This window comes from Pseudomonas sp. OST1909 (assembly GCF_015277575.1).
GTDB classification, from domain to species: domain Bacteria; phylum Pseudomonadota; class Gammaproteobacteria; order Pseudomonadales; family Pseudomonadaceae; genus Aquipseudomonas; species Aquipseudomonas synxantha_A.
This window is the reverse complement of sequence record NZ_CP063780.1, coordinates 2,406,543-2,430,767: the sequence shown is the minus strand read 5'-3', so window position 1 is coordinate 2,430,767 and position 24,225 is coordinate 2,406,543. Positions and strand designations below refer to the sequence as shown.

General features: G+C 58.6%; 24 protein-coding genes, 2 tRNA genes and 1 rRNA gene. 15 read left to right on the top strand and 12 right to left on the bottom strand.

Annotated elements, in window-relative coordinates; translation table 11 throughout:
* Positions 1 to 169: 169 nt before the first annotated feature.
* The 3 genes from IH404_RS10780 to IH404_RS10770 all read right to left on the bottom strand — a co-directional run bounded on the left by IH404_RS10780 (position 170) and on the right by IH404_RS10770 (position 1,993).
* Positions 170 to 245, bottom strand: a tRNA-Ala gene (locus IH404_RS10780).
* A gap of 10 nt (positions 246 to 255) precedes the next feature.
* Positions 256 to 332 (bottom strand) — tRNA-Ile (locus IH404_RS10775).
* Between the two features lie 124 nt (positions 333 to 456).
* Positions 457 to 1,993 (bottom strand): 16S ribosomal RNA (locus IH404_RS10770).
* A 641-nt stretch (positions 1,994 to 2,634) separates the two neighbouring features.
* Here IH404_RS10770 and rhtA point away from each other — a divergent pair.
* The 4 genes from rhtA (at position 2,635) to IH404_RS10750 (ending at position 5,432) form a co-directional block, all read left to right on the top strand.
* Positions 2,635 to 3,522: a threonine/homoserine exporter RhtA gene (rhtA, locus tag IH404_RS10765; protein WP_194440389.1), complete on the top strand. Its 888-nt coding sequence runs from the start codon at positions 2,635 to 2,637 to the stop codon at positions 3,520 to 3,522.
* A 162-nt stretch (positions 3,523 to 3,684) separates the two neighbouring features.
* On the top strand, positions 3,685 to 3,966 hold the full coding sequence (locus IH404_RS10760; RefSeq protein WP_003190182.1) for a hypothetical protein: 282 nt from the start codon (positions 3,685 to 3,687) through the stop codon (positions 3,964 to 3,966).
* Positions 3,967 to 4,074: 108 nt separating this feature from the next.
* Complete coding sequence (locus IH404_RS10755) at positions 4,075 to 4,806, top strand: SDR family oxidoreductase (protein ID WP_005786768.1); 732 nt, start codon at positions 4,075 to 4,077, stop codon at positions 4,804 to 4,806.
* Positions 4,807 to 4,841: 35 nt separating this feature from the next.
* Positions 4,842 to 5,432 carry a 2-hydroxychromene-2-carboxylate isomerase gene (locus IH404_RS10750; protein WP_005786766.1) on the top strand — a complete coding sequence of 197 codons (591 nt, stop codon included), beginning with the start codon at positions 4,842 to 4,844 and terminating at the stop codon, positions 5,430 to 5,432.
* Between the two features lie 37 nt (positions 5,433 to 5,469).
* On the opposite strand, the gene IH404_RS10745 is transcribed toward IH404_RS10750, so the two are convergent.
* From IH404_RS10745 to IH404_RS10735, 3 genes are all read right to left on the bottom strand, one after another.
* The gene (locus IH404_RS10745; RefSeq protein ID WP_005786764.1) at positions 5,470 to 7,278 is read right to left on the bottom strand and encodes an aminopeptidase P family protein; all 1,809 of its coding nucleotides are present in this window, start codon (positions 7,276 to 7,278) and stop codon (positions 5,470 to 5,472) included.
* A gap of 49 nt (positions 7,279 to 7,327) precedes the next feature.
* A complete protein-coding gene (locus IH404_RS10740) occupies positions 7,328 to 8,488 on the bottom strand; it encodes an aminotransferase class V-fold PLP-dependent enzyme (protein ID WP_194440388.1) in 1,161 nt (386 codons plus the stop codon).
* A gap of 232 nt (positions 8,489 to 8,720) precedes the next feature.
* Positions 8,721 to 8,990 (bottom strand): hypothetical protein, encoded by a 270-nt coding sequence (locus IH404_RS10735; RefSeq protein WP_005786761.1) that lies wholly within the window; start codon positions 8,988 to 8,990, stop codon positions 8,721 to 8,723.
* A gap of 487 nt (positions 8,991 to 9,477) precedes the next feature.
* On the opposite strand from IH404_RS10735, the gene IH404_RS10730 reads away from it, so the two are divergent.
* Positions 9,478 to 10,581, top strand: a complete 1,104-nt coding sequence (locus IH404_RS10730; RefSeq protein WP_005786759.1) for a sigma-54 dependent transcriptional regulator — start codon at positions 9,478 to 9,480, stop codon at positions 10,579 to 10,581.
* Here the strand turns inward: IH404_RS10730 and IH404_RS10725 are convergent.
* Positions 10,570 to 10,935: an antibiotic biosynthesis monooxygenase gene (locus tag IH404_RS10725; RefSeq protein ID WP_005786757.1), complete on the bottom strand. Its 366-nt coding sequence runs from the start codon at positions 10,933 to 10,935 to the stop codon at positions 10,570 to 10,572. The genes IH404_RS10730 and IH404_RS10725 overlap by 12 nt on opposite strands.
* Before the next feature lie 100 nt (positions 10,936 to 11,035).
* Between IH404_RS10725 and soxR the strand changes: the two genes are divergently transcribed.
* Positions 11,036 to 11,491 carry a redox-sensitive transcriptional activator SoxR gene (gene soxR, locus IH404_RS10720; protein ID WP_005786755.1) on the top strand — a complete coding sequence of 152 codons (456 nt, stop codon included), beginning with the start codon at positions 11,036 to 11,038 and terminating at the stop codon, positions 11,489 to 11,491.
* A gap of 74 nt (positions 11,492 to 11,565) precedes the next feature.
* Entirely contained in the window at positions 11,566 to 12,024 is a 459-nt protein-coding gene (locus IH404_RS10715) for a VOC family protein (RefSeq protein WP_005786753.1), read from the top strand.
* Positions 12,025 to 12,130: 106 nt separating this feature from the next.
* Here IH404_RS10715 and IH404_RS10710 read toward each other — a convergent pair whose 3' ends face one another.
* Genes IH404_RS10710 through IH404_RS10695 form a run of 4 tightly spaced genes read right to left on the bottom strand, consistent with a single transcriptional unit; the run spans position 12,131 to position 16,581 of the window.
* Entirely contained in the window at positions 12,131 to 13,363 is a 1,233-nt protein-coding gene (locus IH404_RS10710) for an MFS transporter (RefSeq protein ID WP_005786751.1), read from the bottom strand.
* Positions 13,360 to 14,076: a 2OG-Fe dioxygenase family protein gene (locus IH404_RS10705; RefSeq protein WP_005786749.1), complete on the bottom strand. Its 717-nt coding sequence runs from the start codon at positions 14,074 to 14,076 to the stop codon at positions 13,360 to 13,362. The genes IH404_RS10710 and IH404_RS10705 overlap by 4 nt, the downstream gene beginning before the upstream one ends.
* A gap of 4 nt (positions 14,077 to 14,080) precedes the next feature.
* Complete coding sequence (locus IH404_RS10700) at positions 14,081 to 15,448, bottom strand: ATP-grasp domain-containing protein (RefSeq protein WP_194440387.1); 1,368 nt, start codon at positions 15,446 to 15,448, stop codon at positions 14,081 to 14,083.
* A complete protein-coding gene (locus IH404_RS10695; RefSeq protein WP_236648024.1) occupies positions 15,445 to 16,581 on the bottom strand; it encodes a radical SAM protein in 1,137 nt (378 codons plus the stop codon). The genes IH404_RS10700 and IH404_RS10695 overlap by 4 nt, the downstream gene beginning before the upstream one ends.
* Positions 16,582 to 17,362: 781 nt before the next feature.
* On the opposite strand from IH404_RS10695, the gene IH404_RS10690 reads away from it, so the two are divergent.
* Genes IH404_RS10690 through IH404_RS10655 form a run of 8 tightly spaced genes read left to right on the top strand, consistent with a single transcriptional unit; the run spans position 17,363 to position 23,516 of the window.
* A complete protein-coding gene (locus IH404_RS10690; RefSeq protein ID WP_005786742.1) occupies positions 17,363 to 18,565 on the top strand; it encodes a PepSY domain-containing protein in 1,203 nt (400 codons plus the stop codon).
* Positions 18,562 to 19,098: a hypothetical protein gene (locus IH404_RS10685; RefSeq protein WP_005786740.1), complete on the top strand. Its 537-nt coding sequence runs from the start codon at positions 18,562 to 18,564 to the stop codon at positions 19,096 to 19,098. Before IH404_RS10690 ends, IH404_RS10685 begins: the two co-directional genes overlap by 4 nt.
* Entirely contained in the window at positions 19,095 to 19,418 is a 324-nt protein-coding gene (locus IH404_RS10680) for a hypothetical protein (RefSeq protein WP_005786738.1), read from the top strand. The genes IH404_RS10685 and IH404_RS10680 overlap by 4 nt, the downstream gene beginning before the upstream one ends.
* The gene (locus IH404_RS10675; RefSeq protein ID WP_005786737.1) at positions 19,415 to 19,975 is read left to right on the top strand and encodes a DUF6162 family protein; all 561 of its coding nucleotides are present in this window, start codon (positions 19,415 to 19,417) and stop codon (positions 19,973 to 19,975) included. The genes IH404_RS10680 and IH404_RS10675 overlap by 4 nt, the downstream gene beginning before the upstream one ends.
* A 19-nt stretch (positions 19,976 to 19,994) precedes the next feature.
* Entirely contained in the window at positions 19,995 to 20,915 is a 921-nt protein-coding gene (locus IH404_RS10670; protein WP_005786735.1) for a metal ABC transporter substrate-binding protein, read from the top strand.
* Positions 20,912 to 21,658 (top strand): metal ABC transporter ATP-binding protein, encoded by a 747-nt coding sequence (locus IH404_RS10665; protein WP_005786733.1) that lies wholly within the window; start codon positions 20,912 to 20,914, stop codon positions 21,656 to 21,658. Before IH404_RS10670 ends, IH404_RS10665 begins: the two co-directional genes overlap by 4 nt.
* Positions 21,655 to 22,554 carry a metal ABC transporter permease gene (locus IH404_RS10660; RefSeq protein ID WP_005786732.1) on the top strand — a complete coding sequence of 300 codons (900 nt, stop codon included), beginning with the start codon at positions 21,655 to 21,657 and terminating at the stop codon, positions 22,552 to 22,554. Before IH404_RS10665 ends, IH404_RS10660 begins: the two co-directional genes overlap by 4 nt.
* Positions 22,554 to 23,516, top strand: a complete 963-nt coding sequence (locus tag IH404_RS10655) for a zinc ABC transporter substrate-binding protein (protein WP_005786730.1) — start codon at positions 22,554 to 22,556, stop codon at positions 23,514 to 23,516. Before IH404_RS10660 ends, IH404_RS10655 begins: the two co-directional genes overlap by 1 nt.
* On the opposite strand, the gene IH404_RS10650 is transcribed toward IH404_RS10655, so the two are convergent.
* The gene (locus IH404_RS10650; protein WP_005786728.1) at positions 23,497 to 24,222 is read right to left on the bottom strand and encodes a UTRA domain-containing protein; all 726 of its coding nucleotides are present in this window, start codon (positions 24,220 to 24,222) and stop codon (positions 23,497 to 23,499) included. The genes IH404_RS10655 and IH404_RS10650 overlap by 20 nt on opposite strands.
* Between the last annotated feature and the right edge of the window lie 3 nt (positions 24,223 to 24,225).

Here is a 24,225-nt window from a genome sequence, read left to right as displayed (position 1 = left end):
CAAATTTTACCTTAGCCTGATCCGTTACCAGTGAAAGTAACGTTCAGTCTATCTTTCTATCACATACCCAAATTTTTAAAGAACGAACTAGTCAAAGACTAGAAATCAACATTCACCATCACAACGATGGAATGCTCATTTCTAAGCTTTATACAAACAGAAGCAGTAGTGGTGGAGCCAAACGGGATCGAACCGTTGACCTCCTGCGTGCAAGGCAGGCGCTCTCCCAGCTGAGCTATGGCCCCATAACAAAATTGGTGGGTCTGGGCAGATTCGAACTGCCGACCTCACCCTTATCAGGGGTGCGCTCTAACCAACTGAGCTACAGACCCAATTTCGAGCGCGTAACTGATTAGCTAAGAGCTATCAGCTTGGAGCTTAAAGCTGCTTCTATCGTCTTCTTCAATGAATCAAGCAATTCGTGTGGGAACTTATGGAGCAGCTGATGTCGTCGATTAAGGAGGTGATCCAGCCGCAGGTTCCCCTACGGCTACCTTGTTACGACTTCACCCCAGTCATGAATCACACCGTGGTAACCGTCCTCCCGAAGGTTAGACTAGCTACTTCTGGTGCAACCCACTCCCATGGTGTGACGGGCGGTGTGTACAAGGCCCGGGAACGTATTCACCGCGACATTCTGATTCGCGATTACTAGCGATTCCGACTTCACGCAGTCGAGTTGCAGACTGCGATCCGGACTACGATCGGTTTTGTGGGATTAGCTCCACCTCGCGGCTTGGCAACCCTCTGTACCGACCATTGTAGCACGTGTGTAGCCCAGGCCGTAAGGGCCATGATGACTTGACGTCATCCCCACCTTCCTCCGGTTTGTCACCGGCAGTCTCCTTAGAGTGCCCACCATGACGTGCTGGTAACTAAGGACAAGGGTTGCGCTCGTTACGGGACTTAACCCAACATCTCACGACACGAGCTGACGACAGCCATGCAGCACCTGTCTCAATGTTCCCGAAGGCACCAATCTATCTCTAGAAAGTTCATTGGATGTCAAGGCCTGGTAAGGTTCTTCGCGTTGCTTCGAATTAAACCACATGCTCCACCGCTTGTGCGGGCCCCCGTCAATTCATTTGAGTTTTAACCTTGCGGCCGTACTCCCCAGGCGGTCAACTTAATGCGTTAGCTGCGCCACTAAAAGCTCAAGGCTTCCAACGGCTAGTTGACATCGTTTACGGCGTGGACTACCAGGGTATCTAATCCTGTTTGCTCCCCACGCTTTCGCACCTCAGTGTCAGTATTAGTCCAGGTGGTCGCCTTCGCCACTGGTGTTCCTTCCTATATCTACGCATTTCACCGCTACACAGGAAATTCCACCACCCTCTACCATACTCTAGTCAGTCAGTTTTGAATGCAGTTCCCAGGTTGAGCCCGGGGATTTCACATCCAACTTAACAAACCACCTACGCGCGCTTTACGCCCAGTAATTCCGATTAACGCTTGCACCCTCTGTATTACCGCGGCTGCTGGCACAGAGTTAGCCGGTGCTTATTCTGTCGGTAACGTCAAAATTGCAGAGTATTAATCTACAACCCTTCCTCCCAACTTAAAGTGCTTTACAATCCGAAGACCTTCTTCACACACGCGGCATGGCTGGATCAGGCTTTCGCCCATTGTCCAATATTCCCCACTGCTGCCTCCCGTAGGAGTCTGGACCGTGTCTCAGTTCCAGTGTGACTGATCATCCTCTCAGACCAGTTACGGATCGTCGCCTTGGTGAGCCATTACCCCACCAACTAGCTAATCCGACCTAGGCTCATCTGATAGCGCAAGGCCCGAAGGTCCCCTGCTTTCTCCCGTAGGACGTATGCGGTATTAGCGTCCGTTTCCGAACGTTATCCCCCACTACCAGGCAGATTCCTAGGCATTACTCACCCGTCCGCCGCTCTCAAGAGAAGCAAGCTTCTCTCTACCGCTCGACTTGCATGTGTTAGGCCTGCCGCCAGCGTTCAATCTGAGCCATGATCAAACTCTTCAGTTCAAACATCTTTGGGTTTTTAAGAAACCCTAAACTTGGCTCAGCAATCGTTGGTTACATCTTTGATTTCTCGCGGAGTAACTTGTGATGCTGATAATCTTGTTGACTATCAGTCTGACTCCACAAGCACCCACACGAATTGCTTGATTCAGTTGTTAAAGAGCGGTTGGTTAAGATCTTTCGTCTCAACCGAGGCGCGCATTCTACAGCAGCCTCATTTGCTGTCAAGTGATTATTTTCAGAAGCTTTCGAAGATTTCTTCAACAACTTCAACCACTTGCGCTTAAGATCTCTCCGAAGCGGGAGGCGAATTCTACAGCGTTACACGCTGCTGTCAACACCTCTTTTTCAACTTCCTTTTGGCTTCGATGAACTGAAGCAACCTACTGCCGAAAACTACGTAACTCATTGTTTACCAATGAGTTTTCCGTTTCGACTGCGCCGGAAGTGGGGCGAATTATAGGCTTCCAGAATCTGCCGTCAACTCTTAATTTGGGTTTTCTATTAAATCCGCGGCAAACTCAAGAATTACACTATATAGACAACCACTGCGTGCGATTTGAGCAATATATTGCTCATCGCTTAACAGTTAAGCATCATAGCGTCTTCTGCTTATTGACTACGACCTCAGAAGAGCCCTCTCAATGACCACTTCACCCCGCAGCCTGGCCTCGGCACTGTTTCCCGTCGGCCTGCTGTTGATCGCCATGGCCTCCATCCAATCCGGGGCATCATTGGCCAAGAGCATGTTCCCCGTTGTCGGCGCACAAGGCACCACCGCCCTGCGTTTGATTTTTGCCAGTGCGATCATGCTGCTCATATTGCGACCATGGCGCGCCAAGCTGACGGCCAAGTCACTGCGCACAGTGATCATCTACGGGATGGCGCTAGGTGGCATGAACTTCCTCTTCTATATGTCACTGCGCACTGTCCCCCTGGGAATTGCCGTAGCGCTCGAATTCACAGGCCCGCTTGCTGTAGCTATCTATGCCTCGCGCCGAGCTGTCGACTTCGTGTGGATTGCTCTGGCGATCATTGGCCTGCTTCTGTTGATTCCGATGGACAAGGCCAGTAGCGGCGTTGATCTGATAGGGGCCGCTTACGCGCTGGGCGCCGGCGTATGCTGGGCGCTCTACATTTTGTTTGGCCAAAAGGCGGGAAATGACAATGGCGTCCAGACCGCCGCGCTCGGCGTAATGATTGCCGCCCTCTTCGTTGCACCGATCGGCATCGTGCATGCCGGCGCCGCGCTGCTGACGCCAGCACTGATCCCTGTCGCCATCGGCGTGGCGATTCTGTCCACTGCACTGCCCTACACCCTTGAGATGGTCGCACTAACACGCCTTCCCGCCCGTACTTTCGGCACACTGATGAGTATCGAGCCGGCGTTCGGCGCCCTCTCCGGCCTGTTTTTCCTGCACGAGCATCTATCGCTCGCCCAGTGGCTGGCCATCACCTGCATTATCCTGGCCTCGGTCGGTGCCACTTTGACGATGCGCCACGAATCCAAACCACTGGTACCCGCCGACTGATCATCTTTAACCCCAGCTCTGGTATTTGCCGCTCATTTAGGCCATGTTTAGGCCGTAACCGAATGTCATTCATGGAGAATTTCGACACGGACTGCATGAACGCTTCGCTCGAGAGCGAGTAAAGCAGCCCTGTTCTTTGCAGGGCGGCTATTAAGGATGGGAATGAAACGAATTTTGATACTGTTGCTGGTTGTAGGCATCGCGGGTTGTGCCGCCACCACTAAAACAGAAGTGAAACGCGGTAAAAAAGGACTGCATATCAACTGTTCGGGCCTGTCCTCCTCCTGGGACCAGTGCTACACCAGTGCCGCCAATTCATGCGGCGCCAAGGGTTATCGAGTGATTGCCAAGTCCGGCGACAACTCCGAAGAGCCAGGGGACTATCCCTTCGGTCTCAACCCTGCCGGCTATACCAGCCGCAGCATGATCGTCATCTGCAAATAGCTGCCCGAGCAGTCTCCCTGACTGCTCATCTTAAATTTCCACACAGGCCAGGCCATTTACGACATGGCGACTAAACTCCTGCTCGATCATCGAGCCAATGGAGTTCCCATGACGCACAACAACAAAATCGTATTGGTGGTAGGCGCCGGTGACGCAACCGGCGGCGCCATAGCCAAGCGCTTTGCCCGCGAAGGTTACATCGCCTGCGTGACCCGTCGTAGTGCCGACAAACTGCAACCACTGGTAGACAGCATTCAATTGGCGGGCGGGCAAGCCCATGGCTTTGCCTGTGATGCACGTAAAGAAGAAGACGTGATCGCACTGGTAGAGCAAATCGAAACGGAGCTGGGGCCCATTGAAGCGTTCGTCTTCAACATCGGTGCCAATGTGCCTTGCAGCATTCTGGAAGAAACCGCACGCAAGTACTTCAAGATTTGGGAGATGGCGTGTTTCTCCGGTTTCTTGAACGCGCGCGAAGTCGCCAAGCGTATGGCCACCCGTAAACGCGGCACCATCCTGTTCACCGGCGCCACTGCCGGCTTGCGCGGGGCCGCGGGATTTGCCGCATTCGCCGGGGCCAAACACGGTATCCGAGCCCTGGCCCAAAGCATGGCGCGGGAATTAGGCCCGATGAACATCCACGTCGCCCATGTAGTAGTCGATGGCGCCATCGATACCGAGTTCATCCGCGAGAACTTCCCGCAAAAATATGCTCTCAAGGATCAGGACGGCCTCCTCAACCCTGACCACATCGCCGAAAACTACTGGTACCTGCACAGCCAGCCCCGGGACGCCTGGACGTTCGAGATGGACCTGCGCCCCTGGAACGAACCCTGGTAACACGCCCCTATAACAATAAGCAGCGAGTATCGACCATGAGTAAAACCCTGGAATTTTTCTTTGATCTCGGTAGCCCCGCGACTTACCTGGCCTATACCCAACTATCGGCACTCTGCGCCGAGACCGGCGCGCATCTGGTCTATCAACCGATGCTGTTGGGCGGCGTATTCAAGGCTACTGGCAACGCCTCACCGATCACTGTGCCGGCCAAGGGTCGCTACATGCTGGATGACTTGGCGCGCTACGCCAAACGCTACAATGTACCGCTCAGGTTCAACCCGCACTTTCCCATCAATACACTGGTACTGATGCGCGCAATCACCGGCATACAAATCCATGAGCCTGAGCGCTTCCCCGACTTTATCGACTGCCTGTTCCGCGCCCTCTGGGTGGAAGGCCGACACCTGGGCGATCTCGAGGTCGTGGCCCATGTGCTGACCGAGCATGGGTTCGACCCAGAGCAGGTATTGGCCCTGTCCAATGATGAAGCCGTCAAAAGCGCGCTCAAGGACAAAACCGAACAAGCCGTTAAACGCGGCGTGTTCGGTGCCCCCAGCTTTTTTGTAGGCAATCAGCTGTTCTTTGGTCAGGACCGGCTGGATTTCGTGCGCGAAGCCCTCAGCTAAATATCGCTTGCAGCCGGCACAGGCCGGCTGCAGCCAATCAAATAGCTGTGGTACGCACCTGCAACCACTCAAGCGCCGCACCACTGAGCAACGGGCTCAAGCGCTCACGCACCTGGGCGTGATAGGCGTTGAACCATTCGCGCTCATCCGCCGTCAGCAACGACGGTTCCAGGCAACGGGTGTCAATCGGGCACAAGGTCAGGGTTTCGAACTTGAGGAACTCCCCAAACTCGGTCTTGCCCGCTTCACGGTTCAACACCAGGTTTTCGATGCGTACACCCCAACGACCAGGGCGATAAGTCCCCGGCTCGATGGAAGTAATCATCCCGGGGTGCATCGCTGTTTGTGGCGCGGCAGCGGCCTGGTAGGCAATAACCTGCGGCCCCTCATGCACATTGAGGAAATAACCTACGCCATGACCTGTACCGTGACCGTAGTCCACCCCTTCGGCCCAGATCGGCGCACGGGCAATCGCATCCAGCAACGGTGAGAGAATACCTTTGGGGAAGTGTGCACGGGACAGGGCAATCACACCCTTGAGTACCCGCGTGCAATCGCGCTTCTGCTCATCACTCGGGGTACCGATGGGCACCATCCGCGTGATGTCCGTGGTGCCCCCCAGGTACTGGCCACCGGAATCGATCAATAGCAAGCCATCGCCTTCGATCAGGGCATGCTCTTGTTCAGTCGCGTGGTAATGCGGCATGGCGCCGTTGGCGTTGAACGCAGCAATGGTGTTGAAGCTCAGCGACACATAGCCAGGGCGACGGGTACGCGCCGCAGTCAAGTGTTCGTCGATCGTCAGTTCGGTAATGCGCTCGCGGCCCAGGGCGCTGTCGAGCCAGGCAAAAAATTCGCACAACGCAGCGCCATCCTGCTCCATGGCCTGACGGATATGTTCCGCGTCCGCCAGGCTTTTGCGGGATTTTGCGAGCGTGGTCGGGTTGAGTCCTTCAACCAGCTTGACGCCGGCATCGAGATTTTCCAGCAAGCCGGCCGTCACGCGTGCGGGGTCCACTTGCAAACTGGCCCCCGACGGTACGGCACGCAGTGCATTGGCCACTTCGCTGTAGTCGCGCAACGTCACGCCATCCTGCTCGAGCATCGCCCGCAACTCGGCATCGACCTTGCCCAGCGCGACAAACAACGTAGCCTGCTGTTGGTTGATCAACGCAAAAGATACAAACACCGGGTTGAAGGACACATCACCGCCACGCAGGTTGAACAACCAGGCGATGTCGTCCAGCGTCGCGATGAAATGCCAATCGGCGCCCTTGTCTTTCAAGCTGGCGCGCAGTGCGGCGAGTTTCTCGCCACGGCTGACGGTGGCTTGAGGCGGCAGATGCTGGTAGATCGGCTGGTTCGGTAGCGTCGGGCGGTCTTGCCAGACTTCGTCGAGCAGGTCGATATCAGTGCGCAAGCGGGCGCCGCGCTCGGCAAGCTTGCCCCCCAGAGTACGTGCCGAAGCCACGGCCATGACCGCGCCGTCCACAGCCACTACGCCACCTTCAGGGGTTTGCTCGGCCAGCCATTCCAACGGCCCAGGCTGGCCCGGCTGCAGCTTTACCAACTCAATGCCACTGCCCTTGAGTTCCTTGGTCGCCTGTTCCCAGTAACGACTATCGGCCCAGACCCCGGCAAAATCCGCTGTGACGATCAGTGTCCCCACCGAGCCATGGAACCCCGACAACCATTGGCGCCCCTGCCAGTAGCCCGGCAAGTATTCGGACAAGTGCGGGTCAGCCGATGGCACCAGCAGGGCGTGAATGCCCTCGCGGCGCATCAGTTCACGGGTATGCGCCAGGCGCTGGGGAACCGTTCCATGGGTCAAAGGCTGCGTACTCATTGTGTCTCCTGCTAACCACGAATAATTGTTATATGTTGCCAATGATAAATCAGACCGCCCAAAACGCCGGTGCGCTGGCCAGTGCGGCCTTGATCAGCCGGGCCGCTTCGTCGATATCCTGTTCGGTGGTAAACCGGCCCAGGCTCAAGCGGATAGTGCGTCCGGCGCTGCGAGCATCATGCCCCAAGGCCAGGAGCACATGGGACGGCGCATTGCTCGCCGAATTGCACGCCGAAGTCGCGGAAAAGGCAATGCCCGCGCTCAGTGTGGCAGAGTTGAACTCACCCTCGCTGAACGTGAGGCTCAGGGTATGTGGGATACGTTGGGTTGGGCTGCCATTGAGGCGCAAGCCGGTAACCGACGTCAGGTGATCCAGCAGGCGCTGGCGCAACGCTACAATACGAGCCTTCTCATCAGCAAAGGACGCTGCCGCCAAGGCAAACGCCGTCCCCATGCCGGCAATTTGATGGGTCGCCAGGGTGCCGGAACGCAAGCCCCCTTCGTGTCCACCGCCATGAATCTGCGCCAGCACTTTCTGTTGCGCCAAAGGCCCGACATACAACGCGCCGATACCTTTGGGGCCGTACAGCTTGTGAGCGGAGAACGACATCAAATCCACCGGCCACAGGCCCAGGTCGATGGCTACCTTGCCAGCCCCTTGCGCCGCGTCCACATGAAACAACGCGCCATGCTCACGTACCCGCGCACCGATGGCCGGGATGTCATTCAGGGTGCCCAGCTCGTTATTGACCAGCATCAGCGAGACCAGGAAGGTGTCCTCGCGCAGGGCTTCGCTGACCGCTTCGACGCTGATCAAGCCGTCCGCATCCGGCACCAGGTAGGTCACCGCCACGCCGGCTTCCTGCAGTTGCCGCGCAGTATCCAGTGTGGCCTTGTGCTCGATCTGGCTGGTGATGATATGCCCACCCGCCACACCCCGGGCCTGGGTCACTCCCTTGAGCGCCAGGTTGTTGGACTCCGTGGCGCCGGAGGTCCAGACGATCTGCTCCGGCTGGGCGCCGACCAGCTCGGCGACCTGGCGACGCGCCTGTTCAACCGTGTGCCGGGCCGCCTGGCCGAATGCATGGGAACTGGACGCCGGGTTACCAAAGTTGGCATTGAAGCCCAGGCACTCGACCATCACCTGGATAACCCGCTCATCCACCGGCGTGGTAGCGGCGTAGTCAAAATACAACGGACGTTTATTCATGACGTTAAAACTCGCAGAGCGTGCTCCCGAAAGCAGCCTCTCGGGGGGCATCGACCGGAACAGAGGTCGTCAGGTTTAACCGATCGAATGCCATTAAAGAAGGTAACTTTATTTAAATGTGCGTAGGAACGCTCCTGGAATTGAGCTTAACAGGCTGAAGTAGCTCCATGGCAAACAAAAAGCCCGAGGTTCCTTAAGGGAATCCTCGGGCTTTTTATCGCAAAAGGCCGGCTCAACTGGGGCGACCATGCAGGACTACGCTGCGCTCGGCGTTCATTTCACCCTGGCGATCAAAAGAGAAAGGCTTCTGTGGCTGGCCAAGCAACGTAGCGCGCTGCTGCTGATATTCGTCAAACGACAAGCCGCGACGGCTCAGCGCCTCCAGGGCCAATTGCCGGGTCTCCTCGGCGGTGTATGGACGCAATTCCGGGGCTGGATGGGACGCACATCCGGCAAGGACAGAGGTAACAAGTAGCAGCGAAACAGCGAGGAAACGGTTCATGGCGGCGGCTCTGCGAGAGGGGTTTCAAGTCAATGAACACAGGCTACTCCCGGTCCCTTCCACTGAAAAATCATCGCCCGTGATAGTCGCTATCAACCGGCACGCCACCTTCAACAATCGGCCGCCAATATTCCTTAAAGATCTATAAATATGCAAAAACATCCATTTACGGAATAAATCATTTTCTCTATAAATAGCTTCACACGTCAGCAACTGTGCAGTGGCAACAGCCAACCCCAAAACTGCGGTCAGACAACAACTCCCTTTCTCGGCAGCGAGCGCCATACCCATACAGATCAAGGCCTGAACCCGTTGGTACAGCCCTTGTTCAACCTACTTCGCCTCTGTTGCTCAGTACCCCGCCGTTAAAGGAGCTGTTAACTAGTGTTCCCGTTGCTACCGCAGCTGTATGCCAGCCTGACGGGGCCGTTGGGGCATTGAGCCAGTCCCTGCCGATCCCGACGTTCTACTCCTGAAAGAGGTGCCCATGCAGCTTTTGACCCTACCGCCCTCGCCCGCCCTTGCGACCTCGATCCGCGCCACGGCCCAGGTCTTCGAAGACCCCAAATCCCAGGCACTGCTCGACCATATCCGACAAGTGGCGCCCAGCGAAGCCAGCGTGCTGATCATCGGCGAGACCGGCACCGGCAAAGAGCTGGTGGCGCGGCATATCCACAACCTCAGCGCCCGGCGCAACCGGCCGTTCGTGGCGGTGAACTGCGGGGCGTTCTCTGAATCTCTGGTGGAAGCCGAGTTGTTCGGCCATGAGAAAGGCGCGTTTACCGGCGCCCTCAGCGCCAAGGCCGGCTGGTTCGAAGAGGCAGACGGCGGCACCTTGTTTCTCGATGAGATCGGCGACCTGCCGATGGCCATCCAGGTCAAGCTGCTGCGGGTGTTGCAGGAGCGCGAAGTGGTGCGCCTGGGCTCGCGCAAAAGCATACCTATTGATGTAAGGATCCTGGCCGCCACCAACGTACAACTGGAAAAGGCCATCAACGCCGGGCATTTTCGCGAAGATCTGTACTACCGCCTCGATGTGGTCAGTCTGGAGCTGAGCCCGCTGCGCGAGCGCCCCGGCGATATCCTGCCGCTGACCCGCCACTTTATCCAAGCCTACAGCCAGCGCCTGGGCTACGGCCCGATCACCATCAGCAGCGAGGCCGAGCACAAACTCAAGCGCTACAGTTGGCCGGGCAATATTCGCGAGCTGGAAAACGTGATTCACCACACCTTGCTGATCTGCCGCAACGGCGTGATCGAACGCGACGATCTGCGCCTGTCAAATATGCGCATCGAGCGCCAGGACGACAGCCAGCACGCCACCGACAACAGCGCCGAAGCCTTGCTTGCGCGGGCGTTTCAAAAGCTCTTCGAGGAACAGGCCGGCGCCCTGCATGAAAAAGTCGAGGACGCTTTATTACGCGCCGCTTACCGCTTCAGCCATTACAACCAGGTGCACACCGCCAACCTGCTGGGCCTGAGCCGCAACGTTACGCGCACGCGCCTGATCAAGATCGGCGAACTGGCGGTAAACAAACGCCGGCCCGGGCAAACGCTGCAGGGCGAACGGATGCTGCATTTATCCATTTAAGCGGCAGTGCAAAGCATCGTCCTGACTGCGCTCAAAACTGCGCAACACCTGGAATGATCCGAAGGTCACAGCCGTCGCTTGATGCGCGCGGATCAGTGTCCAGAAATCTTCGTCGCCGTGCTCGAAACGCTTGAAGGCTGCTTCTCCGTCCTCGCGGGATTGCCATTGCAGGTAATTGAGCACCCGCCGCCCATCATCACTGACCTGCACACTGGCGCTCAGAAAGCCGCCATGGCTTGCAGCGAGGCGCTCGCTCTGGGTGGTCAAAGCCGCCACCAGGGCTGATTGCTGGCGGGGCTCGATCTGAAATTCGATCAATTGAGTGAAGCTGCGATTTTTCTCTGATACCTGCATGAGCACTCCCCTTTCTCTGTAGGCAGAATCTTGCGATTCGATGTCACGCAGGGTAAAACCTCTAGTTAAGTCGAGGTCAAGCACTGTTTGGGAGTCTTACATGCTCAGCAACGAACTCAGCGTCGGTCAGTTGGCCGCCCGCAGCGGCGTAGCGGTCACCGCCCTGCACTTCTACGAATCCAAAGGACTGATCAAAAGCAATCGCAATGCCGGCAATCAACGCCGCTATCCACGGGACGTACTGCGCCGGGTGGTGCTGATCAAAATCGCTCAACGCCTGGGCATTCCGCTGGCGACCATTGGCGAGGCATTGCGGGCCCTGCCCGATGGGCGTACACCGAACGCTCACGACTGGGAGCGGCTGTCGGCGTTGTGGCGTGAAGATCTGGATGAGCGCATCAACAAGCTGATGCTGCTGCGCGACAAGCTCAATGGTTGTATCGGGTGCGGGTGCCTGTCGATGGAGGCGTGCCCGTTGCGCAATCACGATGACCAGTTGGGTGAGCGTGGCCCCGGTGCGCAACTGCTGGAGCCCACGCTTGATTCCGATCGGTAAAGCCGGTTGCGCAATGCAACGTGACCTATAGTGAAAAGGCTGTAACTCCATAACCACAATCAAAGGAGAACGTTATGAGCGTTAAACCTATTCCCGAGGGTTACCACGGCATTACTCCCTACCTGGGCATCAACGAGGCCGCAAAGGCGATCGAGTTCTACAAAAAGGCCTTTGGCGCCTCAGTGTTCATGCGCCTGGACATGCCCGACGGCAGGGTCGGCCATGCGGAGCTGCGTATTGGCGAAGCGGTGATCATGCTGGGCACGCCCTGTGACGAAACGGCCCTGCGCAATCCCGACTCACATCCCAGTGTCGGTTTGCACCTGTATGTGAATGACGTGGACGCACAATTCAAACAGGCGGTTGATGCCGGCGCCAGCGTAGTGTCCGAGCCGCAGGATCAGTTCTATGGGGATCGCTCGGCGAGTGTGAAGGATCCGTTCGGTCATCTCTGGTTCCTGGCCACCCATAAGGAGGACCTGACCGAGGAGCAAATCCGCCAACGTGCCATGCAGATGTTCAAGCAAAATTAACCCTGTGGGCGTGAGCTTGCTCGCGCCTGCAACACGCCACGCCTTGCCCCAGGTTCCAATCGGCCTGTTCCGGCAAGCTAAAGGCCTGCGTGGAGTCTGGAACACTTCAAGGGTTTGTCGATCTGACACCCCGGTACGCATTGCGCCCCAGCCATATCGTCATGACCAACAAGGCGGTCAATGGCAGCCCATGGAACAACACGATCACCTGGGCCGGCGTCCACGTCACATAGAACGGCCCGACCACCAGCATGCCCACGCCAAAACCGGCCATCTGGATCAGGGTCAAGAGGCTGAACAGCGGCAAGCGCAAGCTATCGGGCTCGCTTTGCGCACGGGAGATCAACGCCACCTCGGACAATCCATCGCCCAGCCCTGCCCACACCACCAGCAACAGCGCCAGCCACAGTTCGGTCTGCTGGAATGTCAGGATAAAGCCGCTGGACATCAACGCCACACCGAGCATGAACAAGCGCTCCATGCCTTGGGTGCCACGACCTTTCAACACTGCACTGGCGATGCGCGCGCCAACAAACTTGCCACAGGCCCACACGGCCAGCAGATAGCCCATGACCGTCTTGGCCGTGTCCGGTGAAATGTACTGCGACAGCACTGGCCAGCCGACGTTATGGGCCGCGCTGCCAAGGGTGTCGAGCATGCTGATCAACAACATCGCGGCCAGCACCGGCGCACCGCGCAACCCCTTGGTCAGCTCGTGCCATTCGGCGGCCAGCCCGCGATGCGCGGCAACAGCAACGCTAAACAACGCGCGCAAGGGCAAGACCAGGCAAGCGGCAATCACATAGGTGCCGATGTTGACGGCAAACACCGCTTCAAATCCTCCCGTGGCGATCAGCAAGCCGGAGAGCAAACTGCCGAAGACCGCGCCGGTGGCAGCCGCCGAGGTGATCCATGCGTTGGTATTCACCCGCTGCTCAAGCGCGACCCAGGTGGGCAACTGACTGTTGAGGCCAATGGCAAACAGCGAATTGCACAGGCCGATGCCGAAGGCGATAAAGGGAAGAAGGGTGAGTTGATGGGCCGGTAACAATACCAGCAGCGGCGTCAGCAACAGCGCCCGGGCCAGGTCCAGCCCCGCCAACGTCCCACGCCCGGCAAACCGCCGGAAAAACGGGATGCCAAACAGGCTGGCGACAATCCCGCCGGTGACCCGGCACGCCAGGAAGATGCTGACAAACACTACGCTCTGGCTGAGCCAGTACACATAAGTGGACAACGCCACCATGTTGAGGAACGCGCCAAAATCCGACACACCGCGAGCAAAGATGATCAGGCGAGCGTTGCGGGTCGACAGATTCAGTTGTTGATCGTGGCTCATGCAGGCTGTGCCTCCTCGACACTGCGCAGGCTTACCAAGAGCACATCGCGCCAGGCCGGTGCCGTCTCCACCCGCGGTCGCACCTCCCCGGCCCGATGGTAGAACCCACGGTCGTTGATCACGATAGTCTCCAGAAATTTCTCCATCGGCAGTTTCAGCAGCCGGCTGTGCTCCGTTTCGTCGGCAAACACCTCCGACACCACCGGCACCGTGTTGCATTCGCCAATAAAGTGCATGAACACCCAATCCAGGCCGTCCTGGTGAATCCCCGAAGTGGTCGGGCTGCTCGATGGCCCATCCGCCCGCACCCGAAACTGATGGATATCGATCGTATAGGTCTGTTCGCCCAGGTGCGGGGCAATCACTGCAAGGTCCGTCGCCAGCAGCTTCTGCATGAGTGGGTGCTCGATAAAGCCCTCCTCGCTGTAGCTCAGGTGGTTCACGCCCTGGCGATAGTTCACCGCGTAGGTGACCGGCGATTTGAACGCCGTATTCCTGTCGATCTGCAATTGCCGTGACGGTAACAGACGATAGCGCAAGATGCGCCGTTCGCGGTGGGTGTAAGTCCTGAACGCCTCGTCGCGCACCAGGTTATCCCAATACGCGCGAAAGCTTTGCTCCTCACCGGGTTCAACTTTGACCAGTTCGCGAAAGTCCGGGCGATGACAAAAGTGATGTTCGCGCAAAAGCGCCGAAATCTGAGGGATGTCCATATCGCTATCCTGCAACCGGTGGATCGATGAGGATGCGCAGGTGTTGCTGCAACGCATCGTGCAAGGCATGGGCGTCGGCGGCATTGCCAACCTGGGCCCAGCATTTGAGCAAATAATGCTCCTCGATATCCGCGTCAATGTAGTGGCCGGGGTCCTGCGGGGCGTATTCCAGCACCGAGCGGTGTTGGTCCAGGAACTGCAGGCCGTCAATGCCCCTGAAAAGGCCACTGTGCTGCGGATAAATCGCCAGCATCGCGTAGTGTTGCCGCGCCTCGGCGTTCTTATGTGCGCCGGCCTCCAACTGTGCATTGATGCCCTTCTCGCCCAACAACAATCCCATATACAACTGATAAGGATCGATACCGGCCAAGTCGCGGAACGCCGAGTTCACATACAGTCCGCCCAGGCGCGGGTTGATCTCGATGACCACCGGCCCTGCGTCCGTCATGCGAAACTCGAAATGCACCACGGCGTTGGTCAGGCCCACCGCGTGCAGGCAGTCCACCGCGTACTGGCGGATCTGCTCGCACTGGGCCTGGCTGAACGACGTCGGAGGGGAAATCAGCAGGTTCTCAAGGACCGTGCCGCTGCGCTCGGTCAGCAGCAGTTTTTCATTGATCAGCAGCGGATGGACACGCTCGCCGGCAATCACACATTCCACACTGCCTTCGATGCCAGGAATATAACCTTCCAACAGAATGCTGCGCCCTGGCAGGTATTCACGCCGCAGCCCGTCCTCAGGCGGCAGGGCGTGCGCACAGCCGTAGAAGTCCGCATAAGCGGCGGCGCCATGATCACTCACGAAATGCCGATAGTGGCTGCGTAGCTCCTCCCAGTTCGAGCATTTTTTGATAAACGCCGAAGCCCCGCCAAAGGGCGGTTTGGCGATCAGTGGATAACCCACGCGCTCGGCGCCTTGCTGGAGTTCCGGTTCGTTGTTGCACAGCACGAACGGTACCGAACGCAACTCATGCTGTTTCAACACGCGGCGCATCAAGAACTTGTTATTGCACGCCGCAATCGCCTCTGGGTGGCTGTAGACCAAGCCCAACCGCTGACACGCCTGCGCAACGATACAGCCCACCTCCCCTTGTGCGGACGGGTGCCCGGCCTGGCAGAAAATCCCCCGCACCTGATAACGCCCGTCCAACTGTCCGACCAACTCCAGGATGGACTGCTCACTGAGCGTTTCGAGCAGGAACACTTCGTCACTGTCGGCCGTGAGTCGTTGCAGCTGCTTGCGCCCCGCCACGGCGGCCGTCAAACACGCCAAGCCGTGGGCGCGGGCCACCGTGAAATGCGGTTCCCGGTAGCGGTAGCGAGCGCAAGCGCTGTCATCCACATCAATAAACAGAATCGCACCCTGTTTCATACCGCATCCTGCCAACTGCACCATTGGCCCTCCCAGTTGCGAAAACGGTAAGTACGCTGCCCATCGCGAACTTCAAAATGCGGTAAGTCTTCAGGTTTTTCAAAGTCCAACAACGGCACGGTGAACTTGCCTTGTGCGTGAGGAAGTACATATTCGGGCAGGGCAATATTGGATACGCGGCGTTTGAGCCGATCCATTATGACGATGGCTTGGCTGATCGAGGCCTTATACTCTGAAGCACCGGGTGAAAACGGCATGAAGTGATATAAGTAATAGGGCTTTACGCCCAGACGATAAAGATCAATGAATAATTTATGCAACGTCGCTTCATCATCATTCACGCCACGCAACAGCGGCATGTTAGAGAATACTATCGGCACCACGCCCTGAATCCGTTTAACCGCGAGGGCAAAATCAGCACTGAGTTCAAGCGGGTGGCAGACATGCACACCAAATGCATTGACTTTGTACTTGTGCAGCATCGCCACCAACTCATCGGTCACGCGAAACGGGTTGAAACTCAAAGCTCGCGAATGAATGCGTATCAGCAGGTCATCACGAATGCCGCGCAATGCGGCCAGCATCTCCTCAAGCTTGCGGTCGGCCAGCATCAGTGGGTCACCGCCACTGAGAATCACCTCTTCAATCGCCGGGTTAGCGCGGATGTACTCCACCGAATCCTTGAACGAGTCGGTGTTGGCGTTAGCTTTGTCGGTGCCCACCTGCAGCGTGCGCAGCGCCTCGAAACAGAACTGGCAATAGGCATTGCAGGTGTTGGTGGTGCGCAGGATCACGCGGTTGTCGTACTTGTGCTGGCAGATGGGCGTCTTCATCTCATGATTGAGTTCCCAGTTTTCGGAACTGCCGTCGTAGTCGCCCTGCACCTGTTCGCTCCAATACGGTACTACCTGGCGCCACAGTGGGTGGTCCATCACCTCGCCGGTGGTGAGTGAACGCTTGATCAAATCAATGTAGTAAGGCGTGATCTGCATCTTGCGATCTTGCAAGTTGTGCTCGATATGCGCCGTTGTGGCCTCGCCCCATCCACCGCAGGCATTGCGCAGTGCAGGTTCATCGCGGATGGCATTCTTCTGCTGCCAACGCCAGTCTTGCCACTGAACTGAACGATGCATGGCTTGATCAAAAATCGACATGAGTTTGAACTCTCTGTTAAGGCATAGGGACGCGTACTTTTCCAGCGCAGGAAAAGTATTATTCGCAACAATGACAACCGACGGGCAGGCGACAGACCACGATCAAGTAACTAATTTGATCACCGGCACCAGAGAGATATAACAGTTCACCACGTGATGACGCGAATAAACGACTAGCACGGTCATGCAATCAACTTCCTTTTTATAATATTCCGACTTCCAAGTCCGCACTCACTAAAGCCGATGCCCGCCAATGTGTCAATACAATAACCTTGTAATTTTTCTGGAATTAACCTGCACCCGTGCCAACACCCTTTAATGACAAGGGGGGCTTTCGTTCAAGCCAAGCTATTTGAAAAACAAATAATACTGAAAGCAACGCGCGCCGCTGTTATAGAGAGGGTTATTTCTACTTATATAACTACGTAGCCGCACTTCCGCTGAGCCAGGGGCTGGGCGCGAGGCAGTGGCGCTCAAACGCATGGCTGATGACGAAATCACCCAGCGGCATGATCACGTCCCTGGAGGTCAGGCCCGGCCTCACGCAAGCCGCTGAACGCCTAGGGGCCGGTGTATTGCGTGTTCGATCAGCTCTCAAATCCGGCCTGAATGTGAACCTGAAACATTTTCTTTCATATGCGCCTTAGGGATTTCTCATTCTCATTCGTCTTAATTTAGATACAGCCCGTCGCGTCAGCAAAAGCTACGACTGGCCTTTTCCGGGCTTTCATTGCCCCCTTCGCTCAAGACCCTCATTCATATGTCGAAGAAGTCACGCTCCAAACTCTGGTTTCTCGTACATAGCTGGCTGGCGTTGCCCATCTGGTTCTTTGTACTGATCGTCTGTGTCACCGGCACCCTGGCCGTGGTGAGCCAGGAAATCGTGTGGCTGGCCAACCCGGATATCCGTGCGAGCAAGCCGTCGGATGACGCCCAGCCGCTGAGCTTTGACCAGGTGATCGCGGCCATCAAGCGCGATGAGCCCAAGGCAATCGTCCAGTCCATCATTCGCCCGGATGAGTCGCACTTCGCCCTGAGCGTCGGCCTCAGCTACCCGGATGGGCGCTCGGTGGACGTCTACGCCAACCCCTATACCGGAGCGATCCAGGGCATCAGCCCCTCGTTCAACTTTCAGCAATTTACCCGCGCCCTGCATGGCTGGTGGCTGGTGCCTTTCACCAATGGGTACAGCTGGGGCTGGTACCTGGTATCCGCGCTGGGCTTGCCACTGCTTGCCTCGCTGGTCACCGGGCTGGTGGTGTACAAACGCTTCTGGAAAGGTTTCCTGCGCCCTACCCTGCGTATCCGACACGGTGCGCGGATCTTCTGGGGCGACTTTCACCGCCTGAGCGGCATCTGGTCGATCTGGTTTATCGCGGTCATTTCAATCACCGGCACCTGGTTCCTGATCGAGGCGGCCTTGAGCGACAACCAGATATCCATTTCCAGTGAGCCCATCGTGCCGGTGATTGCCCGTGAAAAGGTGCCATTGTCGGCGTCGGGCGTCCCGGCACCGATGATCCCTATCGATAAGGCCATCGACATCGCCGCCGAAAAAATCCCGGGGCTGGACGCCAGCTTTGTGTTCATGCCAAGCAACGCGTACAGCCACCTGCAAATCGGCGGGCGCGGCTGGTACCCGTTGATGTTCCAGACCGCGCAACTGAACCCCTATGACGGTGAAATTGCCGTCTCGAACCTGTTGTCCGACCGCACCCCCCTGGAGTTCGTCACCGAGTCGATGCGCCCGTTGCATACCGGTGACTTCGGCGGCTTGTGGATCAAGTTGATCTGGGCCTTCTTCGGCCTGGTGCTGAGCATGATGGTATTGAGCGGCTTGCTGATCTGGACCAAGCGCACGGCCCTGGCCACCCTCAATGCCCTCAAGCGCGAAGCCAAGACGCAACGCCAACCCGCTTCTATCCCGGCCATGCACGCCAAAACCTCGGAGGCACAGCGATGAGCAAGGTCGCGACCGTACCGCCATCCCCACTGCGCGCCCTCTGGCTGAAATGGCGTTTTCACATCAATGTTCTGCTGTTGCTGATACCGCTGGGGTTCATGCCCAAGTACTTCGCCGACGCCGCACTGTTTCGCGGGGATACCGGTATCGGCGAGCGCGTAGCCGGGCAAGTGCAAGTCGGCCCCTGGAGCCTGACCCTGGCCGAGTTCCGCAATGAAGGCCCGAGCCCGAACCCGGCCGGGCCGATGAAATTCTTCAACGCCGCCCTGTGTGACACCTGCGCCAACGAAGTCAAGGCCACCTACCTGCGTATCGGTAAACCCCGCAGCCTGCGCGCCGCCGGGGTGATCTTCTTCGGTACGCCATACCGCATGGGCGCCGCCCTGCCAGTGCCGGAACGCACACCGGTGGACGCCGAAGTCTGGGTGACCATGGAAGGCTGGGACGGCAGCATGCACCAGGGTTCCATCCCGCTGAACCAGGCTTCGCCTGCCACCATTGCCTGGCTGAACAAGCAAGGAGTTAAACCATGACGTTCAAGCGCCTGACCCGCGCCGCACTGTTACTGTGCGCCGGCTTGAGTACCACCGCCTTTGCCCACAACCCGATGTGCGAATGCAAGGAAATCCCCGGCGAGCAGATCCAGTGCAAGGGCGGCTTTTCCGACGGCAGTGGCGCACCCGGCGTGACGCTGGATGTGATCGGCTACGACGAAACCATCCTGGTGCCCGGCAAGCTCGGTGAAGATTCGACCCTGACCTTCAAGAAGCCCGCAGCCGAGTTCTATGTGCTGTTTGATGCAGGCCCCGGCCACGTGGTGGAAATCGACCAAGCGGATATCCAGGCGCAATGAGTACTACACAGGTTGTACGCCCCGCCGGTGCCGGCCATGAAACGCTCTATGTGCTGCTGCTGTGCCTGCTCATCCTGGCGGTGGCGGGCACGGTCGTGGCGCTGCACGGTGAAACCCAGGAAATTGCGGCGCTGCCAAGCCACCAGTTGGACGCCCGCCGTGACCTGAGCGCCGCCGAGCAAGGCATCTACGCCGACCTGCGGGTGACTCTGGATGAAATCCACTTGTTGCAGCAGGAGCAAAGCGCCCTGCCGACACCTGAGCAACTGGCCGACGAAGGCTTCGCCCCCTTTGCCCAGGATGCCAGCTCGGTCAGCCGTGGTGGCCATCGCTGGCAGTTACTCCCCTCGGCCGCCTACCTGGGCTTGAGCCAGGCACCGGCCACCAGCGGCTCGCTGCTGATGCGCGTGCAGAGCGACGAGCCGGATATCTGGCTCAACCGCAGCGTCAATCTTGCCGCCCCCTCCGACCTCACTGACCAGGCACTGATCGCAGCCGGCTGGCAGCAAGTGGTTGCGCAATTCGATGCCGGCGTGACCCGCCAGCATCGTCACTGAACGAGAAGACCGATTGCCCATGTCTATTTCATCGCCCCTGTTGCGCCTGTTACTGGTCAGCTTCCTCAGCCTGCTGCTCGCTCCCCTGGCGAATGCCGAAGCAGCGAAACGCCTGCGTATCGGCATCACCCTCCACCCCTACTACAGCTACGTGGCCAATATCGTCGGCGACAAGGCCGAAGTGGTACCGCTGATCCCGGCCGGCTTCAATCCACACGCCTACGAGCCCCGCGCCGACGACATCAAGCGCATCGGCACCCTGGACGTGATCGTGCTCAACGGGGTTGGCCATGACGACTTCGCCGACCGCATGATCGCCACCAGCGAGCGCCCGGACATCAAGGTGATCGAGGCCAACGCCAACGTGCCGCTGCTGGCGGCCACCGGCAATGCCGCGCGCGGTGCGGGCAAGGTGGTCAACCCGCACACCTTCCTGTCGATCAGTGCATCGATTGCCCAGGTCAACAACATCGCCCGCGAGTTGGGCAAGCTCGACCCGGACAACGCCAAAACCTACACCCAGAACGCCCGCGCCTATGGCAAGCGCCTGCGCCAGATGCGCGCCGACGCCCTGGCCAAGCTGACCAGCGCCCCCAACCCGGACCTGCGCGTTGCCACGGTGCACGCAGCCTACGACTATCTGCTGCGCGAATTCGGCCTGGAAGTCACCGCAGTGGTAGAACCGGCCCATGGTATCGAGCCAAGCCCCAGCCAGTTGAAGAAAACCATCGATGAACTGCGCGCCCTGGATGTGAAGGTGATCTTTTCGGAGATGGATTTCCCGTCCACCTACGTCGAGACCATCCAGCGTGAATCCGGGGTCAAGCTGTACCCGCTGTCGCATATTTCCTATGGCGAATACAGCGCTGAAAAATACGAAGTGGAAATGACCGGCAACCTCAACACCGTGGTCCGCGCAATCCAGGAGTCAGGGGCATGACCGCGGCGCAACAACTGAACGCCGTCAGCGTCGGCCCGACCCTGAACTTCGACCAGGTCTCGCTGACCCTGGGGCGCACCGTGATCCTCGACGACGTGAGTTTCCAGGTACAGCCAGGCAGCATCCATGCGCTGGTCGGTCCGAATGGCGGCGGCAAAAGCTCGCTGATCAAGACTCTGCTCGGCCAAACGCCCCACCAGGGCCGTTTAAGCCTGGAGTGGCCGGCCGCGCCCGGCACCATTGGCTACGTGCCTCAGGCGCTGGAGTTCGACCGCGGCCTGCCGATGACCGTCGACGATTTCATGGCTGCCATGTGCCAACGGCGGCCTGCGTTCCTTGGCCTGTCCCGGCATTACGCAGCGGCGATCGGTGACGCACTTGAGCGCGTCGGCATGCATGACAAACGCAAGCGGCGCATGGGCGCGTTGTCCGGCGGTGAACGCCAGCGCGTGCTGCTGGCCCAGGGCCTGATCCCTGCACCGCAATTGCTGGTGCTGGACGAACCCATGTCGGCCCTTGATGAAGCCGGCATCCAGGTGTTCGAACGGCTGCTCAATGATTGGCGCCTGGCCGGGATCACCGTGCTGTGGATCGAGCACGACCTGGAAGCCGTCGGCCGCCTGGCTGACCGTGTCACCGGCCTGAACCGCCGCGTGCTGTTCGACGCCACGCCAAAAGAGGCGCTGACCCCGGACCGCCTGCTGACCCTGTTTTCCACTCACCCGCGGAGCCCGGCACAATGAGTTATGAAGCCTTTCGCTTGATGGTCCAGGGCTGGGCGTCTTCCGGTTACCTGCCGGAAGCCCTGGCCTACGGGTTTGTGGTCAACGCCCTGCTCGCTGGCTTGCTGATCGGCCCGGTACTGGGCGGCCTGGGTACGCTGGTGGTGGTCAAGCGCTTTGCGTTTTTCTCCGAAGCGGTCGGCCATGCTGCGCTGACCGGCGTGGCCGTAGGCATCCTGCTGGGCGAACCCTACACCGGGCCCTATGGCAGCCTGTTCGGCTACTGCCTGCTGTTCGGCATCCTGCTCAACTATCTGCGCAATCGTACCGGCCTGGCGCCGGATACCTTGATCGGCGTGTTCCTGTCGGTGTCGCTGGCGCTGGGCGCCAGCCTGCTGCTGATCCTGGCCGGCAAGATCAACGTGCATATCCTCGAAAACGTTTTGTTTGGCTCGGTACTGACGGTCAACGGCAATGACTTGCTGGTACTGGCAATCGTCGGTTCGCTGGTCATGGCCCTGGCATTGCCGCTGTACAACCGCATCATGCTCGCCAGCTTCAACCCGCAACTGGCGGCGGTGCGCGGTGTGGCGGTGAAGACGCTGGACTACCTGTTCGTAATCCTGGTGACGCTGATCACCGTGGCTGCGGTCAAGGTGATCGGCGCGATCCTGGTCGGTGCGCTGCTGGTGATCCCTGCGGCCGCGGCGCGTCTGTTGAGCCAATCGCTCAAGGGCTTCTTCTGGGTCTCGGTGCTGATCGCCACTGTGAGTACCCTGTGCGGCATCCTGCTGCCGATCATCTTCGACCTGCCGATCCCGTCCGGCGCTGCAATCATTCTGGTTGCCGGTATCGCCTTCGCCTTCGCCGCCATCGCTCGCGGCACCGTGCCCAGCCTCAAAGGGAATCTTGGATAATGCGCCCTGTCTTTCGCCCAATGGCCCTGGCCATCGCTTGCTTGATCAGTACATCGGCACAGGCTGCCGTTGATGGTTTCGATCCAAAGGAATTCAAGGCCAATCACGGCCTCGGCCATGCCGCGCTGACCAAGGCCAAGTCGGTAAAACCGGTCAAGGTGCTGGCCTCGCTGCCCATTACCTACGGTTTGGCCGAAGTGCTGCTCAAGGATACCGACGTGCAGCTTGAACGCGCCGCGCCAGCCAACCTACCCGGCTCGCGGCAGGTGTCCTACTTCACCGGCCGCGGCGCGGCGGCACTCAACACCTTGGCGCAGGACGCCGACGCCGCCATCGGCTTGCGCTCGCTGTGGGCCGATGATCCGCTGTACCCCGTGGCACGGCGCAGCAATATCCGCATCGTTGAAGTGGACGCTGCACGCCCGGTGGACGGTGGCTTGCCGGGCATTGCGGTACAACCGGGTGTCACCGATGGCCTCAACAGCCAACCCTGGCAATCGAGCAACAATCTGGGCCGTATGGCCGATGTATTGGCCGCCGACCTGAGCCGTCTCGCCCCAGGCGCCAAACCAAAAATCGATACCAACCTGGCTGCACTCAAGCAACGCCTGCTCAAGCTCACCGCCGACAGCGAGGCGCGCCTGGCCCAAGCCGATAACCTGAGTGTAGTCAGCTTGAGCGATCACTTTGCCTATTTGATCAGCAGCTTGAACCTGGAACTGGTCAGCACCGATGCTCGCCCAGACGCAGACTGGACGCCTGAAGCGCTGCAAAAACTCAGTGCGCAGCTCAAGGACAACGAAGTGGCGGTGGTGCTGCACCATCGTCAGCCGAGTGACGCGGTAAAAGCAGCTGTCACTGCAGGTGGCTCCACACTGCTGGTGTTGAATGTGGACGGCGCCGAACCGGTGACAGAGTTGCAAACCAATGTGGATCAGGTGATCAAGACGCTGACGCCATAACATCCACCCCAACATGAATCGCATCATGTCGCCAGAACTCCAGGTCACAATCGATCAGGCGCTGGTGTTGGTCATAGTTAACCCGGGCGATGCGCAAGCCCGGGCTGCCCACCGATACACGCAATGCCGCCGCAGCTTCCACCGGCAGTGAAGTCGGCACAATCTCGAAACGCACCCGCCCATAGTGCAAGTCGTAGTTGCGCGCATACAGCTCGGTCATCGACTGATTCAAATCACACGCCAGGATCCCCGGGAAATACCGCGGGTTCAGGTAGTGCTCCACATACAGCACCAAGCGCCCGTCGATCCTGCGGCTGCGGCAAATCTGGATCACACTGGACAGCGCCGGCAACTGCAACCACGCACACACCGCCGCCGACGCCGGTTGCAATCGCGCGCTGATCACTTCAGTGGCGGCCACACGCCCCTGGTCACTGACCATCGCGTGAAAGTGGCTGCGCTGCATCAGGTTGTAGGCCAACCGCGGCGGCGAGACGAACCAGCCACGGCGCTCTTCGCGATAGATCTGCCCTTGGGCCTCCAGTTGTAACAAAGCTTCGCGCACGGTAATGCGGGTGGTACCAAACAACTCGCTGAGCTTGCGCTCGGCGGGCAATTTGCTGGCTGGCGGCAACAGGCCGTGGTCGATCTGCTCTTGCAGCGCCAGACCGATGGAGGTTACCGCCTTGATTGCCTCATCCCGCATCAA